16 protein-coding genes are annotated in these 13,456 nt (G+C 69.2%); 7 read left to right on the top strand and 9 right to left on the bottom strand.

Annotated elements, in window-relative coordinates; genetic code table 11:
- Window positions 1-32 precede the first annotated feature (32 nt).
- Complete coding sequence (locus OCU_RS25245) at window positions 33-1,208, top strand: LpqN/LpqT family lipoprotein (RefSeq protein WP_014378763.1); 1,176 nt, start codon at window positions 33-35, stop codon at window positions 1,206-1,208.
- 66 nt (window positions 1,209-1,274) lie between these two features.
- Complete coding sequence (locus OCU_RS25240) at window positions 1,275-1,616, top strand: hypothetical protein (protein ID WP_008262622.1); 342 nt, start codon at window positions 1,275-1,277, stop codon at window positions 1,614-1,616.
- A gap of 18 nt (window positions 1,617-1,634) precedes the next feature.
- Here the strand turns inward: OCU_RS25240 and OCU_RS25235 are convergent, their stop codons facing one another.
- On the bottom strand, window positions 1,635-2,243 hold the full coding sequence (locus OCU_RS25235; protein WP_009952723.1) for a YqgE/AlgH family protein: 609 nt from the start codon (window positions 2,241-2,243) through the stop codon (window positions 1,635-1,637).
- A gap of 142 nt (window positions 2,244-2,385) precedes the next feature.
- On the opposite strand from OCU_RS25235, the gene OCU_RS25230 reads away from it, so the two are divergent.
- Both OCU_RS25230 and OCU_RS25225 read left to right on the top strand, forming a co-directional pair.
- The gene (locus OCU_RS25230) at window positions 2,386-3,672 is read left to right on the top strand and encodes an MFS transporter (RefSeq protein WP_009952725.1); all 1,287 of its coding nucleotides are present in this window, start codon (window positions 2,386-2,388) and stop codon (window positions 3,670-3,672) included.
- Window positions 3,673-3,722: 50 nt separating this feature from the next.
- Complete coding sequence (locus OCU_RS25225) at window positions 3,723-4,496, top strand: TIGR03084 family metal-binding protein (RefSeq protein ID WP_009952728.1); 774 nt, start codon at window positions 3,723-3,725, stop codon at window positions 4,494-4,496.
- A gap of 254 nt (window positions 4,497-4,750) precedes the next feature.
- On the opposite strand, the gene OCU_RS25220 is transcribed toward OCU_RS25225, so the two are convergent.
- Entirely contained in the window at window positions 4,751-5,077 is a 327-nt protein-coding gene (locus OCU_RS25220; RefSeq protein WP_179300650.1) for a DUF2710 family protein, read from the bottom strand.
- Window positions 5,078-5,128: 51 nt separating this feature from the next.
- The gene (locus OCU_RS25215; RefSeq protein WP_014378760.1) at window positions 5,129-6,835 is read right to left on the bottom strand and encodes a DUF5631 domain-containing protein; all 1,707 of its coding nucleotides are present in this window, start codon (window positions 6,833-6,835) and stop codon (window positions 5,129-5,131) included.
- 82 nt (window positions 6,836-6,917) lie between these two features.
- On the opposite strand from OCU_RS25215, the gene OCU_RS51345 reads away from it, so the two are divergent.
- Window positions 6,918-7,061, top strand: coding sequence for a hypothetical protein (locus OCU_RS51345; protein ID WP_014378759.1), 144 nt, complete (start codon window positions 6,918-6,920; stop codon window positions 7,059-7,061).
- 33 nt (window positions 7,062-7,094) lie between these two features.
- Here OCU_RS51345 and OCU_RS25210 read toward each other — a convergent pair whose 3' ends face one another.
- From OCU_RS25210 to OCU_RS25185, 6 genes are all read right to left on the bottom strand, one after another.
- Window positions 7,095-7,406, bottom strand: coding sequence for a DUF2694 family protein (locus OCU_RS25210; RefSeq protein WP_008262605.1), 312 nt, complete (start codon window positions 7,404-7,406; stop codon window positions 7,095-7,097).
- Window positions 7,403-7,720, bottom strand: a complete 318-nt coding sequence (locus OCU_RS25205; RefSeq protein ID WP_009952736.1) for an ESX-1 secretion-associated protein — start codon at window positions 7,718-7,720, stop codon at window positions 7,403-7,405. The genes OCU_RS25210 and OCU_RS25205 overlap by 4 nt, the downstream gene beginning before the upstream one ends.
- Before the next feature lie 50 nt (window positions 7,721-7,770).
- Window positions 7,771-9,228, bottom strand: coding sequence for a DUF4226 domain-containing protein (locus tag OCU_RS25200; RefSeq protein ID WP_009952737.1), 1,458 nt, complete (start codon window positions 9,226-9,228; stop codon window positions 7,771-7,773).
- A 130-nt stretch (window positions 9,229-9,358) separates the two neighbouring features.
- On the bottom strand, window positions 9,359-9,721 hold the full coding sequence (locus OCU_RS25195) for a DUF4226 domain-containing protein (protein WP_009952739.1): 363 nt from the start codon (window positions 9,719-9,721) through the stop codon (window positions 9,359-9,361).
- Window positions 9,722-9,769: 48 nt separating this feature from the next.
- Complete coding sequence (locus OCU_RS25190) at window positions 9,770-10,588, bottom strand: C40 family peptidase (RefSeq protein WP_009952741.1); 819 nt, start codon at window positions 10,586-10,588, stop codon at window positions 9,770-9,772.
- Window positions 10,585-11,376: a helix-turn-helix domain-containing protein gene (locus tag OCU_RS25185; RefSeq protein WP_009952746.1), complete on the bottom strand. Its 792-nt coding sequence runs from the start codon at window positions 11,374-11,376 to the stop codon at window positions 10,585-10,587. The genes OCU_RS25190 and OCU_RS25185 overlap by 4 nt, the downstream gene beginning before the upstream one ends.
- A 144-nt stretch (window positions 11,377-11,520) precedes the next feature.
- Between OCU_RS25185 and OCU_RS25180 the strand changes: the two genes are divergently transcribed.
- Together OCU_RS25180 and OCU_RS25175 are read left to right on the top strand one after the other, a co-directional pair.
- Entirely contained in the window at window positions 11,521-11,937 is a 417-nt protein-coding gene (locus OCU_RS25180) for a WhiB family transcriptional regulator (RefSeq protein ID WP_008262579.1), read from the top strand.
- A gap of 95 nt (window positions 11,938-12,032) precedes the next feature.
- On the top strand, window positions 12,033-13,415 hold the full coding sequence (locus tag OCU_RS25175; RefSeq protein WP_009952748.1) for an acyl-CoA dehydrogenase family protein: 1,383 nt from the start codon (window positions 12,033-12,035) through the stop codon (window positions 13,413-13,415).
- The last annotated feature ends 41 nt before the right edge of the window (window positions 13,416-13,456 follow it).

Here is a 13,456-nt window from a genome sequence, read left to right as displayed (position 1 = left end):
TGGTATTTGAGCCATGGGAAGGACCGACGCAGATGATTGACATCGTCCCCGTCCACCGGGCACTTCTCGGCGGCATGGTCGCCGGCCTGATGGGTTTGGCGGTTGTTGCGAGCGGCACCGCATCGGCGGACCCGTTGCCCCCGGCGCCGGCACCGGTTCCCGCCGTCCCCGCACAGGCGCCGCAGAACCTCGGGCCCGAGCTGGTGCCTCCGAGCAGATACCTCGCCGCGCCGCAGGCGGCCACTCCCCTGGCGCCGCCGGCCACCGCCGGGACTCCAGGAACGACGGCACCCGCCGCGGCCGCCCCGGCTGCCGCTCCGGCCTCGGCTGCGGCCCCGGCTCCCGTTCCCGCGACCTCCGGCACGATTCGTGAATTCCTGCAGTCGAAGGGCGTCAAGCTCGAGGCGCAGAAGCCGCAGAACTTCAAGGCGCTCGACATCACGCTGCCGGTGCCTGCCCGCTGGACCCAGGTGCCCGACCCGAACGTGCCCGACGCGTTCGCGGTCATCGCCGATCGGCGCGGCAGCAGCATCTATTCCTCCAACGCCCAGGTGGTGGTGTACAAGCTGGTCGGGGATTTCGATCCGAAAGAGGCGATCACCCACGGCTACGTCGACAGCCAGAAACTGCCGGCGTGGCAGCCCACCAATGCCTCGATGGCCGACTTCGGGGGCTTCCCGTCGTCCATCGTCGAGGGCACCTACCGCGACGGGGACCTGACGCTGAACACGTCCCGGCGCCACGTCATCGCCACGTCGGGACCCGACAAATACCTCGTCTCGCTCGCGGTGACCACCGACCGCGCGGTCAGCGTCGCCGACGCCCCGGCGACCGACGCCATCATCAACGGTTTCCGGGTCGCCGCCCCCGGCGGTGCCGCCCCGGCGCCGGCCCAGGCCCCGGCCGCCTCGCCGGTCGGGCGACCCGCCCAGCCACCCGTCGCCCCGGCACCCGCCACCGCCCCGGCCGCTCCGGTCGCCCCGGCGCCGGCTGCCCCTGCCACCCCAGCGGCCCCGGTCGCCCCGGTTGCCCCGGCCGCCCCGGCCCCCGCCACGGCTCCGTTGGTGCCGCTCGCCCAGACGACACCCGCGGCCCCGGCCCGGCTCCCCGCGCAGACTCCGCTGCCCAACCAGCAGCACACGCCCAGCCTGCTGGCCATGGTGCCCGGCTTGCCGCCGCTGCCGAACTTTTCGTTCCTCCAGCACTGAGCCCGGCGGCACCCACCCCGCAGAGCCGGATGAGCGGGCGGCCAACCCGGCTCGTATTGTGGGCCCATGCTGATTGCGGGCGTGCTGTGCATGTGTGCGGCGGTGGCCTCGGCGGGGTTCGGCACCTGGTCGCTTGCGCACAATCGGAATTTCGGCGCCACGGCGCTGGCGCTGCGCGCCATGGCGCCCACCCAGTTGGCTGCCGCGGTGATGCTGGGCGCCGGTGGTGTGGTGGCGCTGGCCGCGGTCCCGCACACCGCGCTGGTGGTGCTGATCGTGTGTGTCGCGGGGGCGCTCGGGACGCTGGCCGCGGGCTCCTGGCAGAGCGCGCGTTTCGCGCTGCGCCAGGAAGCGGCGGCGCCCGCGTGCGCGGGCAGCTGCGCCGGCTGCACACAGTCGTGCCACTGACCTTCTAGCTGGGGAGCCCTAGTTTCGGCTGATGTCGATCGGGTGGGTCGCGAGCAGCGACAGCGGCAACGGCTGCCGACGCAGGACGTGACCCCACAAATCTGACCTCGGCCCGACGAGAACGTCGGAGGGCAAGGCGGACAAGACAATCCAGTCGTCGCGTTCGATCTCGCCTTCGAGCTGACCGATTGTCCAGCCGGAGTATCCCGCGAAGATCCGCACGCCCTCCACCAGGGGTGCGATGGCGTCGGGGTCGGCGTCCAAATCGACCATCACCACTCGGCCGTCCACATGCCGCAAGCCCGGCACGTCGTGCGGATCGGCGCCGACGCGCAACGTCGCCAGACACAGCGCGGCGTCACGCTTCACCGGCCCCCCGATGAACATCGTCTTCGGCTTCGCCGACAGGTTGGTCCACTGGGGCAGCACGTTGTGCACCGCGGTTTCGCTGGCGCGGTTGAGCACCACACCCAGCGTGCCGCCATCGTTGTGCTCGACGATGTAGATCACGCTGCGCCGAAACGTCGGTTCGAGAAGGTCGGTGTTGGCGAGCAGCAAAGTCCCCGCGCGCACCCGTTGCGCGGCGGGTGCGACATAGTCCTCTGGATCCTCCGGCGGCGGCACCACACCATCATCGCATCCGGCCGATCGTCGCCCAGGGCAATCGCGACCGCGGGCCACGGCGATTTGTACTGTTGTTGGGACAGCTCTGAGCGCACGAGTTTGCCAGCCCCAATCGCGGAAGTCGGTTTCGGTGATCCCAACCCGGATGCAGTCCAGCGCACCCGTCGAAATCTGGCGGTCCGTGCGCGGTTTGCCAGACTTCTGGCGGCTGCTGCAGGTGCGCATGGCGAGCCAGTTCGGTGACGGACTGTTTCAGGCGGCGCTGGCCGGAGCGCTGCTGTTCAACCCGGATCGCGCGGCCGATCCGCTTTCCATCGCGCGCGCCTTCACGGTCCTGTTTCTGCCCTACTCGCTGCTGGGGCCGTTCGCCGGCGCACTGATGGATAGGTGGGACCGCCGGCTCGTGCTCGTCGGAGCCAACGCGGGCCGCCTGATCCTCATCGCCGCGATCGGCACGATCCTGGCGGTCCGGGCGGGCGACCTGCCGCTGCTGCTGGGCGCGTTAGTCGCCAACGGCTTAGCCCGATTCGTCGGGTCCGGGCTGTCCGCGTCGCTGCCCCACGTGGTGCCGCGCGAGCAGGTGGTGACGATGAACTCGGTGGCCACCGCGGTCGGTGCCATCGCGGCGTTCGTCGGCGCAAACTTCATGCTGGTGCCGCGGTTCGTCTTCGGCGCCGGCGACAAGGGCGCCTCGGCCATCGTCTTCATCACGGCGATTCCCGTGGCGATCGCGTTGCTGTTGTCGTGGCGGTTCGGTCCGCGGGCGCTGGGCCCCGACGACACCCGGCGCGCGATCCACGGCCCCGTCATCTACGCGGTGGTCACCGGCTGGCTGCACGGTGCGCGCACGGTGGCGCAGCGCCCGACGGTCGGCGCCACACTGTCGGGGTTGGCCTCGCACCGGATGGTGGTCGGCATCAACTCGCTGCTGGTCCTGTTGCTGGTCCATCACATGCCCGATGCCGATGGCGGGGGATTCGGGACCGCGCTGCTGTTCTTCGGCGCGGCGGGCTTGGGCGCCTTTTTGGCCAACCTGCTGACACCGCCCGCGATCCGGCGGTGGGGGCGCTATGCCACGGCAAACGGTGCGTTGGCGGCCTCGGCGATCATCGAGATCGCCGGCGCCCAGCTGCTGGTCCCCGTCATGGTGGCGTGTGGCTTTCTCCTCGGCGTCACCGGTCAGGTGGTCAAACTCTGCGCCGACACAGCGATCCAGATGGATGTCGACGACGCTCTTCGCGGGCATGTGTTCGCCGTGCAGGACGCGCTGTTTTGGGTGGCGTTCATCGTCGCGATCACGGTGGCCGGAACGTTGATCCCCGGCGACGGACACGCGCCCGCGTTCGCATTGTTCGGCTCGGTGCTCTACCTGGCCGGCCTGGCGGTGCACAGCTTCATCGGCCGTCGCGGCGAGCAGGCGAATGATCGCTAGGGTGACGACGTGAGGTGTCCAACGGCCGCGGCCGACAGGGGAGCGCAGCGATGACCGGTCCCGCACCCATGGTCGAGGACCTGCGCGCCGAGAGCGAGGCGCTCGACGCCCTGGTCGCGCCGTTGCAGCCCGAGCGCTGGGCCGACCCGACGCCCGCGCCCGGCTGGACCATCGCGCACCAGATCGGACACCTGCTGTGGACCGACCGCGTCGCCCTGATCGCGGTGACCGACGAGCCCGGATTCGCCGACGTGCTGGCGGGTGCGGCCGCCGACCCGACGGGCTTCGTCGACAAGGGTGCCGAAGAACTTGCGGCCCTGGCGCCGGCGGAGCTGCTCGCCGACTGGCGCACCACGCGACGCCGGCTGCACGAGGAGCTGCTCGGGGTCACCGCCGGCCGCAAACTCCCGTGGTTCGGCCCGCCGATGAGTGCGGCCTCGATGGCCACCGCGCGGTTGATGGAGACGTGGGCGCACGGCCTCGACGTCGCCGACGCGCTCGGCGTCACGCGCCCCGCGACCGACCGCCTACGGTCGATCGCTCATCTGGGGGTCCGCACCCGCGACTTCGCCTTCGCCGTCAACAATCTCGCGCCCCCGGCCGAACCGTTCCTGGTCGAACTGCGCGGACCCGGCGGTGACATTTGGTCCTGGGGACCGCCGGAGGCTGACCAACGGGTCAGCGGCTCCGCGGAGGATTTCTGCTACCTGGTCACCCAGCGGCGCCCGCTGAGCGCCCTGGACATCACGGCCCAAGGCGCCGACGCGCGGCGCTGGCTGGAGATCGCGCAGGCTTTCGCGGGGCCTCCCGGCGTCGGGCGATGAGCGCGCGATTTGGCTGAAGCCGCGGGTGCCGGTCGCGGGAGCGCCACTTCTGTCTCGTGCGTCGCTCGGAGTCGGCACCCGTCCTTTGCCCGCCTCACAGCGACAAAATCCAGCGCGGTGCCGCCGGCCCGTCGAATGCCACACGGTGTCGCTACGAGGTGGGCAGCAGGCATGTCCCTTCCCCGAGAGACGACCGGTGTGACCAACGCGGGGGGCCCGTCAACCGAGCCCGCGCGATGAGCGCGTAAGCGCCATCAGTGCAGGGGGCCGCCGTAACTCGCCCGGTTCTCGGCCTCGGCCTCTTCTCGCAGCGCCGTGATCGCGAGGTTCAGCCGGTCGGCCAACTCGCCGTGGCCGTACCCGGTCATCACACCGGGATGGAGGGTCAGTTTGATCAGGCGACCGTCGGAATTCGCCACGGCGTACACGTCGCCCAGGTCGACGCTATAGGTCACCGCCTCGGCCTGCGCCACGAGGGCTTCCCACTTGTCGGCCGCTTCGCTCAGTTCCCGAAGAACCGATTCGACGCGATCCTTATCGCTGAGATTCGCGCGACTGCCCGAACCCGACACGAGGAACAGTATCGTCGACCCCTCCGACCAGCGTCAATTCATACGCGATGGGTTCTCGACTCAACCGCCGGGCGTCGACCCGGCGAGCATGCGATACCACGCGAGGTGATAGTTCGCCGACACCGTGTCGCCGCTGGCAATGCCTTCGGTGGCGGCCATCAACATGCACTTGAGCAGCAATCCCGGATTGACGTTCGGATACTGAACCAGCAGCTGATAGCGCGCCGTGTCGAGGTGCACGCGTAGCACGTCGACCTCCTGATCGACGACGAACGTGCCGGCGGCCGTGGCGTCGGCCAGCCGCGTCACGATCTTGGGCAGTTCGGCGTGCGCCCGGGTGGCCTGGCTGAGCACCCTTGCCAGGTCATCGATGGCCGGCAGCTGGCGTGGCTCCACCGACGATCGCGTCGCGGCGAAGTCGGCCGAGCGGCGCAACGAATCACCGGGAGCGTAAGTGACGACGCGTGCCGTGTCGCCGATCAGTGCGGCGACCCTGCCGCCGCGTCGCCCGGGTTCCAACAGCCGCACGCCTGCGGGAAGGCTGATGCCAGACGGGATCCAGCCGTGGGCGAGGTCGGTGACCAAGACCGTGGTCCCGTCGGCGCGATCCCCGATCGCCCAACTCAGCCGTGGCTCTTGCCGGACCACGAACTCAAGCAGCCGGTTCAGCCGGGCCTTGTCGAAACCCGTTGGGGTCACCGGTTTTTCGATGGCGGTCGGCGCGGCTACGACGGGTTCGGCCGCCTCGGCCGGGGCTTCCTGGCTCACCGCGGCCGGCTCGTCGCGGGTGTCCTCCGCCGGTTCCTCCGCGGGCGCGTGGTGGCGCCCGTTCTCGACGGGTTCGACGGGTTCCTCGACGGGCGCCGGCGCGCGATCGGCCGGCGCCGCGAACGGGGGCTCCGCGTCGGTGACCACCGGAATGACCTGCGTCTCCTCGAGGTGCGACTCGTCGGCGACGTCGGCCGGCTCGTCCTCGGCGGGGGTTGCTTCCGGCCCGGCCGTCGGCTCGTCGCCGCCTGCGGGCTCGTCCACCACCGCATGGTGGCGGCCGGTTGCGGCGGGCTCCTCGACCGGCTCGGGCTCGGGGTCCACCGGCGTCTCGACGACCGGCTCCGCTTCGGAGACGACCGGGATGACCTGAGTCTCCTCGAGATGGGACACATCGGGGGCCGCGGCCGGCTCCTCAGCGTGGGTGGCTTCCGGTTCGCCCGCCTCCGGTTCGACCGGTTCGGCTGGTTCGACCGGCTCGACCGATTCGACCGGTTCGGCCGGGCGGGGACGCCATCTCGGGGGCGGCGGGGGTGGCTCGGCGACGTCGTCGACCTCGCGGACCGCAGGCAGCACCTGCGTCCTTTCCAGGTCAGCGCCCGGACCCTCGAGGGCGGGCGGGGCGGCGGCGGGGGGCTGCGCACCGCTCTGCACCGTGTGCAGATAGCGGATCGTCGATTCGACTCGGCGCACGGCGCGGCCGCGGGCCTCCTCGATGACTCGCGCCTCGGCCGCCTGCCGCGCCGGGTCGGTCATGCCCGCCCGCTTGAGCATCTTGAGTTGGTCGTTGGCGCCGTTGGCGATTCGCTGCAGGTCGGCCTTGAGATAGTCTGCGAGAGTTGCGGTTTCGGCGGTGACCGTCGACAATTCGGCAGGCCACAGCCCGCCTGTCACCCAAGGGGTGCAGTCGATGGGAGCGCTGAAAGCCGGAATCGCCAGCGATTCCCGGGTAGCCCTCCGGAGGCGCTGACGCGCCGTCATCCGACCGAAGATCGCCACCAGCTAAGCGTACCGGCAGCGGGCGTTCGACTTGTGCGGTCAGTGAATTGTGCGCCCGCAACGGCCTGGGTAGCGTGGGGACATGGCTGAATCTGCACTGCAGCAGCAACTCGACGAGGTGCGCGCCCTACTCGCCCGCGCGCGAGAGTTGTTCGGCCCCAATCCCGTCGAGCCGCCCACGGGGATCGCTCCCGATCCCAGCGCAGCTAAGCCGTGGCTGCGCTAGCGCCGCGTTGCATTTGAGATTCGTGCAGGACGGCTAGCGTCCGCCGTTGCGGCGGCGCAGTTTGTGCGCCAGCAACTTCTCGATGGCGGCGTCGAGGTCCCGGGGGGTCGGAACCTCGGCGGAAGGGGTGTGCCCTGCCGCGACAATCTCGTCGCGGATTTCCAGCAACGCCTTGAGGCACGACACATCCGCGGTGAGCACGATGCCCTGCGCCAAAGTCTCGGCGTCGGTTTCCATCGCCTCTTCGCTCAGCGCGACGCTGTGCATATATCCGCCGCGGCAAGAGCGGACCAGGATGTGCCCACTCGGGTGAACGGTGTCGAAAGCGGGATTCGCGTCGGTCATCGACCGCGGTCGACGACGTCGCCGAACTTGCGTGCAGCCTCCTGCTCGTGCTGTTCCCACATCGTCGCCGATACGGTCAATTGGTCGGCCAAATTTGCGTGGTCAGCGGCCTGCTGCTCATAGCACTGCCGTCGCAGCTCGAGCAGCTCGCGGCCGGCATCGCGCAGCTCACCAAAGATCGGCCCGAGCGAATCGAGGCTCTCCTGGATCGCGGCGTGCGACGACGGGACGGTGCGCAAGTACTCCGAGGTGTCCTGATGATGCGCGGCGGCCTGACGTAAGTGCGCGGGCACCACATGTATCGAATCTGCCATCCGCTGTCTCCTGTTGACAACCGCCGTACGTGCCGGCGAGTTCATTTTTCTCAGGTGGTCGACGAGGTTGCCGGCCGGGTAGGTGTCGGTGGTTCAGGCTTAGTCGGCGTGGTCGCGGGCACGGCCGCCGCCGGCGGATGCTCCCAGCCTAGAAAGTTCGGTCCGCTCACGGTGGCGATGTGCTGAATTTGGCCATCGAGAAGCGCCTTGTCAGGGCCCACGGCAAGCGCGTGACGGTCCGTGAACATACCGATGTCGCCCGGGCCCACCCGTAGGGCATCGATTGGGTTGGCGACCGCCGTTCCCGGTGGGGGAATGGTCATTCCCTGTTGTTGGAAGGCCTCCGCGATCGGCGTGCCGCCGACGGCGGCCTGGATCGCCGCCGCCAACTGTGGGCTCGCGGCGGTCACTGTCTCGCCGTCGGGCAGGGTCACCGGCGTCGGGCCGGCCGCCGGCTCATCGGATGACACATCCTGCGGGTCGTTGTCCTCGTCGGGATTGTCCGAGGCGTCGTGCGCGCTGGGGTCTTCCTCTTGCGCGTCCGGTAGTTCTTCGCCGGCCAAGTCCTGCAGCGCCGGATCGTCCGCGTCGCCGCCCGAAAAGGGAAGGCCGCCCGGCGCTTCCCACCCCGCCGTGGAGGCGGGCATGGTGCCCAGGCCCGGAAGTGGCCCACCACCGAAGTTGGGCATCGGGGGCGCCATCGGCGTTTCCGTCGCCGTTGGGATCGGGGCGCCCGCCGCCGGATCTGGCGCCGGGGCGTCTTCGGGCCACAGTCCGTCATCATCGGCGAACAGCGAGTCCAGCAGCGGATCCCATTCGGCGTCGGTATCGCTCGATTCGGCGGCCGCACTGAGGTCGGGTGCATCACCAACGGACGCCGCCGGCGCGTGTTCCCCCGGCCGATTCGGTTCATTCTTGGACGCGTCGTAGAGCGACGTCCAGGCGGCCATCAGCGCCGACTTCGACGTGTCGTCCAGGCTGGCGTTCAGGACCACCGCGCGAATGTCCCTGAGCTTGCCGATCAGGAAACGTTGGAAATCGCGCGCTCCCGCCGGAGTGTCCAGGTCCGATCTCATCAGCACCGCGGCTTCGGTTTCGTGCTGCAACTTGGTGAGCGCTTCTCTGCCGTCGACCGCACTCAGGTGTGCGTTCAGGATGGCCGACACCACTTGCATGTCCAGTTGCGAACTCGCGGAATTCTGCTGTGCGAGAGCGGCTTCGGCGCTGGCGATGGCGTCCGCCGCCGCACCCGATTCCCGGTTCGGCGGTGTCGCGGTTCCCGCCAGGGATCGACCCGTCGGCGGCCCGCTCGCGGGCACGGCGCCGAACACGTCCGCGTGCTGTCGGCGGATCTTGGCTGCGATCGCCTCGAGTTGGTCGGTGCGGGTGGTCGGCGTGATCACAGCGGAGACTTCGGTCGGCGCCAATCCCGTCTGCCACGCGTTGGGATCGCCGGTGCGGTCTCGGACGGACTTGACCGTGGCCAGCAGGTCGTCGTATGCCGACATCAGCCGCGCAGCCGGCGCTGCGGCGGCACTCGCTGCGGAAAGTGACGCGACCCCTCCATGTCCGGCGACAGTAGTGGCGGGCGTTCCTGCCGACAATTCACTGAGCAGCATGGCTGTGGACTAGTTCCGGTTAACTGCTGCCGGTGGTGTACTGCGCCCGAAGGTTCTCCAACACAGCCCTTTTCGCCTGAGCGAGTTCGCGCGCTCCGGCGACGACCGCGGCGATCTCGCGCTGCTTGTCCAGCAGGAACTTGTGAAACTCTCGCGCCCCCATGGGTGTATCCACGGCGAGGTTCGCTTGCTGGACGACGGCGTGGTCGATCTGTTCGGCGATGGCGTCCAGTCGCCGGACGCTTTCGCGCGCTGCGCTGTGAGCGGTGTTCAGCACGTCGGTCAGCACAAGGTCGGCTTCGGACACGGCGCCGTGCTGGCTCGCCAGCGTCGATCGCCGTGCTTCGACGGCCTCTAACGAGTGCCCGGGTTGTTCCGGCATCGGCTCACCCTTCTCGTCGTGCCCGCATCGCCGGGCGAAGTTGGCGTGTCATAACGGTCGGCGGATCGCAACGTTGTTGCCCAGTCGGCTTATTCGCACCGACGCCCCCGAGTACGGCGCCTCGACAACCAGGTTGTTGCCGATCGCGAGTTGGACGTGACCGGCGTGCGGAAAGACCAGATCACCCGGTCGCACCCGCGAACGCGGTACCGGAATGCCGTCGTTGATCTGCTGATATGTGGTGCGGTCCAAGTGAATACCGGCCCGCGCGTAGCTCCACTGAACCAGCCCGGAGCAGTCGAACGCCTCCGGGCCGCTGGCGCCCCAGACGTAGGGGCGGCCCAGCCGCGACAACGCCGCCCGCACCGCGAGCGCGGCCCGGTCGTTCGGCGGTAACCCGGGGCCACGCCCATGCCACAACCGATACCGCAACGCCAGCAGCGCCGCGTGGTGCCGTCGCGCACGCGACCTCGCCGTTACGACGTGGGCCCGTTGCGTACGCAGTCGCGCCACGCGGCGGCGCATCTCCTCCCGCTGCGCCAACGGGGTTGACGGGCGCGTGGTGGCATCGGCGCGGGCCGCGTCGAGGACGTTTTGGGTCAGGCCGCGCGCCTGCGCGCGGTCTCGGTGGGCGCCGGCGAGCACCTCGGTAACAGCGGCGTCGGTCCCGGCCGCCGACGCGAGGCGTTCGCGACCGTGGTCCACTGCGAGCTGGTAGCCGCCGTGGGCCAGTCCGTCGTTCAGTCGGGCCGCGCGGCGCAACAGGCTGCGATAGTGCCCGGTGTCCGCGTCCAGGGACGCAGGCGTCGTGCTGCCGGCGAAGAGTTGATGCGCGCGGCTCAACGCCTCGACTTCGCTATGGCTCACTGTGCCCCCTCGGCGCCGTCGTGGCTTTCCTGTTGTTCTTGGCCCGTCGTCTCGACCGCCTCGGTGAAGGCGCGCACGCGGGGGAGGGCGCCCGGCGAAATGACCCCGCGATTGCGGATGTCCCATATCTCGTCGACGTCGACGCCGACCAGCGCGGCGATGATCGTTTCCGGCAACGAGGACTGTGCGCAGGCCCGGTCGAAACGCGCGCTCAGGCTGCCGGGCATCCGCTTCAGCAGGGCCGTGCGCGTCGCCTCGAGGGCCTGCAGATGCTCCATCAGCCGGCCGGTCGAATCCGCGCCCGCGCTCACCGCCACCCGCCAGGAGCTGGCGGCGAGCATCTCCGCTTTCACGCACTGAGCGATCACAGACAGAATATACGTCTCATATTCGTTTGATGTTGTCGCAGGAAGCCGATCGATGACGGATTTGAGGGCGTCGAGCTGGGCTTCGGCATAACCTTCCAGCACTTCGGTGTCGCTGTGACGGTCGACCACGACCGGTCCGGTGCGCCGCGCCGGCATCGCGGCCGACGCTTGCGCGGCCATCAGGCGCGCCAACTCGGCATCCGGATCGGCGGCCACCAATAGCCGCGAATAGGTGCCCGGCGGCAGGCCGAGCCCGTTTTCGATCTTCTGAACTGTGCTTTTGTGCGGTTTGCGGGCGCCGCGTTCCAAGAAGCTGAGCCCCATGATGCTGACCCCGGTCGCGGCGGCGAGGTCGGCTAGTGACCAATCCCGCGATTCTCGCAACGCGCGGATCGCCGCGCCGGCCGACTCACGGCTCACCACACGCTCCGGCCATAGGCCGGATAGTACACAGCCACGGTCTCGGATATGCGGATATACGTTTTTGTCGATGTTTCTCTTGCGTCGGGCCCATCTCGCCATATACGCTTTTGCCTACGTTTCACGCTCGACAAGGAGACCGACATGGGACATCCGTGCGCAGCCAACCCGGAGCTTTGGTTTGGCTACCCCGACGACGACGGTGGTGACGGCGCGGCGAAGGCGCGCGCATACGAACGGTCGGCCACCGAGGCGCGCCTGCAATGCCTGCGGCGCTGCCCACTGGCGCAACAGCGCCGCTGCGCCCAGCACGCCATCGCGCACCGCGAGGAGTACGGCGTGTGGGCAGGCGTGAAGCTGCCGGGCGGCCAGTACCGCAAGCGTGACCAGCTCGCGCACGCCCACGACGTCCTGCGGCGTATCGCGTCCGGGGAAATCAACTCCCGGCAGCTGCCCGAGAACGCGGCGCTGCTGGCGCGGCACGAACACGAGGCGGTCCCGGTGGCCGCGGTCGTGTTGCATCTGCCGCTGGCCCAGGTCGGGCCTCGTACGGCCGCCTGACCTTCCGGCGAAATCCCAGCTCGGCAGTTTGTTGAACCGGTCAATGGGGTAGTCGGGGTCGGCAAGACCAGTCTGTCGACCTTAAAGGCGCGCCCATGACGTTCGACCTGACCCCGACGGCCGCACAACATGATCTGGCCCGACGCACGCATGAGTTCGCCGAATCCGTAATACGCCCGGTAGCCCTCGACTATGACCAGCGCCAGGAGTTCCCCTGGCCGGTGCTCGAGGAGGCGGCCCAGCAAGGTTTCTACAGCCCGCTGTTCTATCGCGACCTGATCGGCGATCCGACCGGTATCTCCCTGCCCATGTTCATGGAGGAACTGTTCTGGGGGTGCGCCGGGATCGGGCTGGCCATCGTCATGCCGGCCCTGGCGCTCTCGGCGATCGGCCAGGCCGCCTCCCCGGAACAGATGCTGGAGTGGGCACCCGAATGTTTCGGCACCCCAGGCGATCTCAAGCTCGCTGCGCTGGCGATCTCCGAGCCCGAAGGCGGCAGCGATGTGCGCAACCTGCGCACGCGTGCACGTCGTGACGGCGATGACTGGATCATCGACGGACACAAGATGTGGATCGGCAACGGCGGGATCGCCAATGTGCACGTGGTCAACGCGGTGGTCGACGAGGAGCTCGGCCATCGGGGTCAGGCGCTCTTCGTGGTGCCGGGCGGCACGCCCGGGCTGAAACTGCTGCGAAAGCTCGACAAGCTGGGCTGCCGCGCCTCCCACACCGCCGAGCTGCTCTTCGAAGGTGTGCGCGTGCCGCGCGCCAACCTGCTCGGCGGGGAGGAAAAACTCGAACACAAACTCGCCAAGGCGCGCGAAGTCGTAGCGGGTGGAAAGCGCTCCGGCTCAGCGACGTTGGGAACCTTCGAGCAGACGCGACCCATGGTCGCCGCCCAGGCCATCGGGATCGCCCGGGCGGCGTTGGAGTACGCGACGGCGTATGCCACCGAGCGGGAGGCGTTCGGCGCGCCCATCATCGACAACCAGGGCATCGCGTTCCCGCTCGCGGAACTCGCCACTCAGATCGACGCGGCTCGGCTGCTCACCTGGCGTGCCTCCTGGATGGCGGCCAACAACGTCCCCTTCGAACGGGGTGAGGGCTCGATGTCGAAGATGGCCGCCAGCGAGGTAGCGGTCAAGGCCACCGAGCGCGCGATCCAAACCATGGGCGGCTGGGGCTATATCACCGATCACCCGGTTGAGAAGTGGTATCGGGATGCCAAGCTGTACACCATTTTTGAAGGAACCAGCGAGATCCAGCGGATGGTCATCTCCAACGCCCTGGGCGCCGCCGTCGGCACCCCGCCGCTGCATGTGGTCCTCGAGCCGTCCGGGGGACCGCTGAACCGGGTCTTCGGGCGGGGTACGCCGTTGCGGTCCCGCGTCGCCGACACCGCCCTGTCCATGCAGGATCGGGTGCCCGAGCCCGTCATGCGGCTGGCCATGAAGGTGCTGCGGCCACCGGGCAAGTGAGATGGCCGGGTACGGTCGCGGATGACGGCGCGGTTGGCGAG

Source organism: Mycobacterium intracellulare ATCC 13950, from assembly GCF_000277125.1.
GTDB classification, from domain to species: Bacteria; Actinomycetota; Actinomycetes; order Mycobacteriales; family Mycobacteriaceae; genus Mycobacterium; species Mycobacterium intracellulare.
Note: the sequence above shows the minus strand (reverse complement) of the source record. Positions and strands in the feature narration are given on the sequence as shown.

Coding starts and splice junctions, on each gene's coding strand:
- OCU_RS25245 (WP_014378763.1), top strand. CDS start 33: ATGATTGACATCGTCCCCGTCCACCGGGCACTTCTCGGCGGCATGGTC.
- OCU_RS25240 (WP_008262622.1), top strand. CDS start 1,275: ATGCTGATTGCGGGCGTGCTGTGCATGTGTGCGGCGGTGGCCTCGGCG.
- OCU_RS25230 (WP_009952725.1), top strand. CDS start 2,386: ATGCAGTCCAGCGCACCCGTCGAAATCTGGCGGTCCGTGCGCGGTTTG.
- OCU_RS25225 (WP_009952728.1), top strand. CDS start 3,723: ATGACCGGTCCCGCACCCATGGTCGAGGACCTGCGCGCCGAGAGCGAG.
- OCU_RS51345 (WP_014378759.1), top strand. CDS start 6,918: ATGGCTGAATCTGCACTGCAGCAGCAACTCGACGAGGTGCGCGCCCTA.
- OCU_RS25210 (WP_008262605.1), bottom strand. CDS start 7,406: ATGACCGACGCGAATCCCGCTTTCGACACCGTTCACCCGAGTGGGCAC.
- OCU_RS25205 (WP_009952736.1), bottom strand. CDS start 7,720: ATGGCAGATTCGATACATGTGGTGCCCGCGCACTTACGTCAGGCCGCC.
- OCU_RS25200 (WP_009952737.1), bottom strand. CDS start 9,228: ATGTCGGCATACGACGACCTGCTGGCCACGGTCAAGTCCGTCCGAGAC.
- OCU_RS25195 (WP_009952739.1), bottom strand. CDS start 9,721: ATGCCGGAACAACCCGGGCACTCGTTAGAGGCCGTCGAAGCACGGCGA.
- OCU_RS25180 (WP_008262579.1), top strand. CDS start 11,521: ATGGGACATCCGTGCGCAGCCAACCCGGAGCTTTGGTTTGGCTACCCC.
- OCU_RS25175 (WP_009952748.1), top strand. CDS start 12,033: ATGACGTTCGACCTGACCCCGACGGCCGCACAACATGATCTGGCCCGA.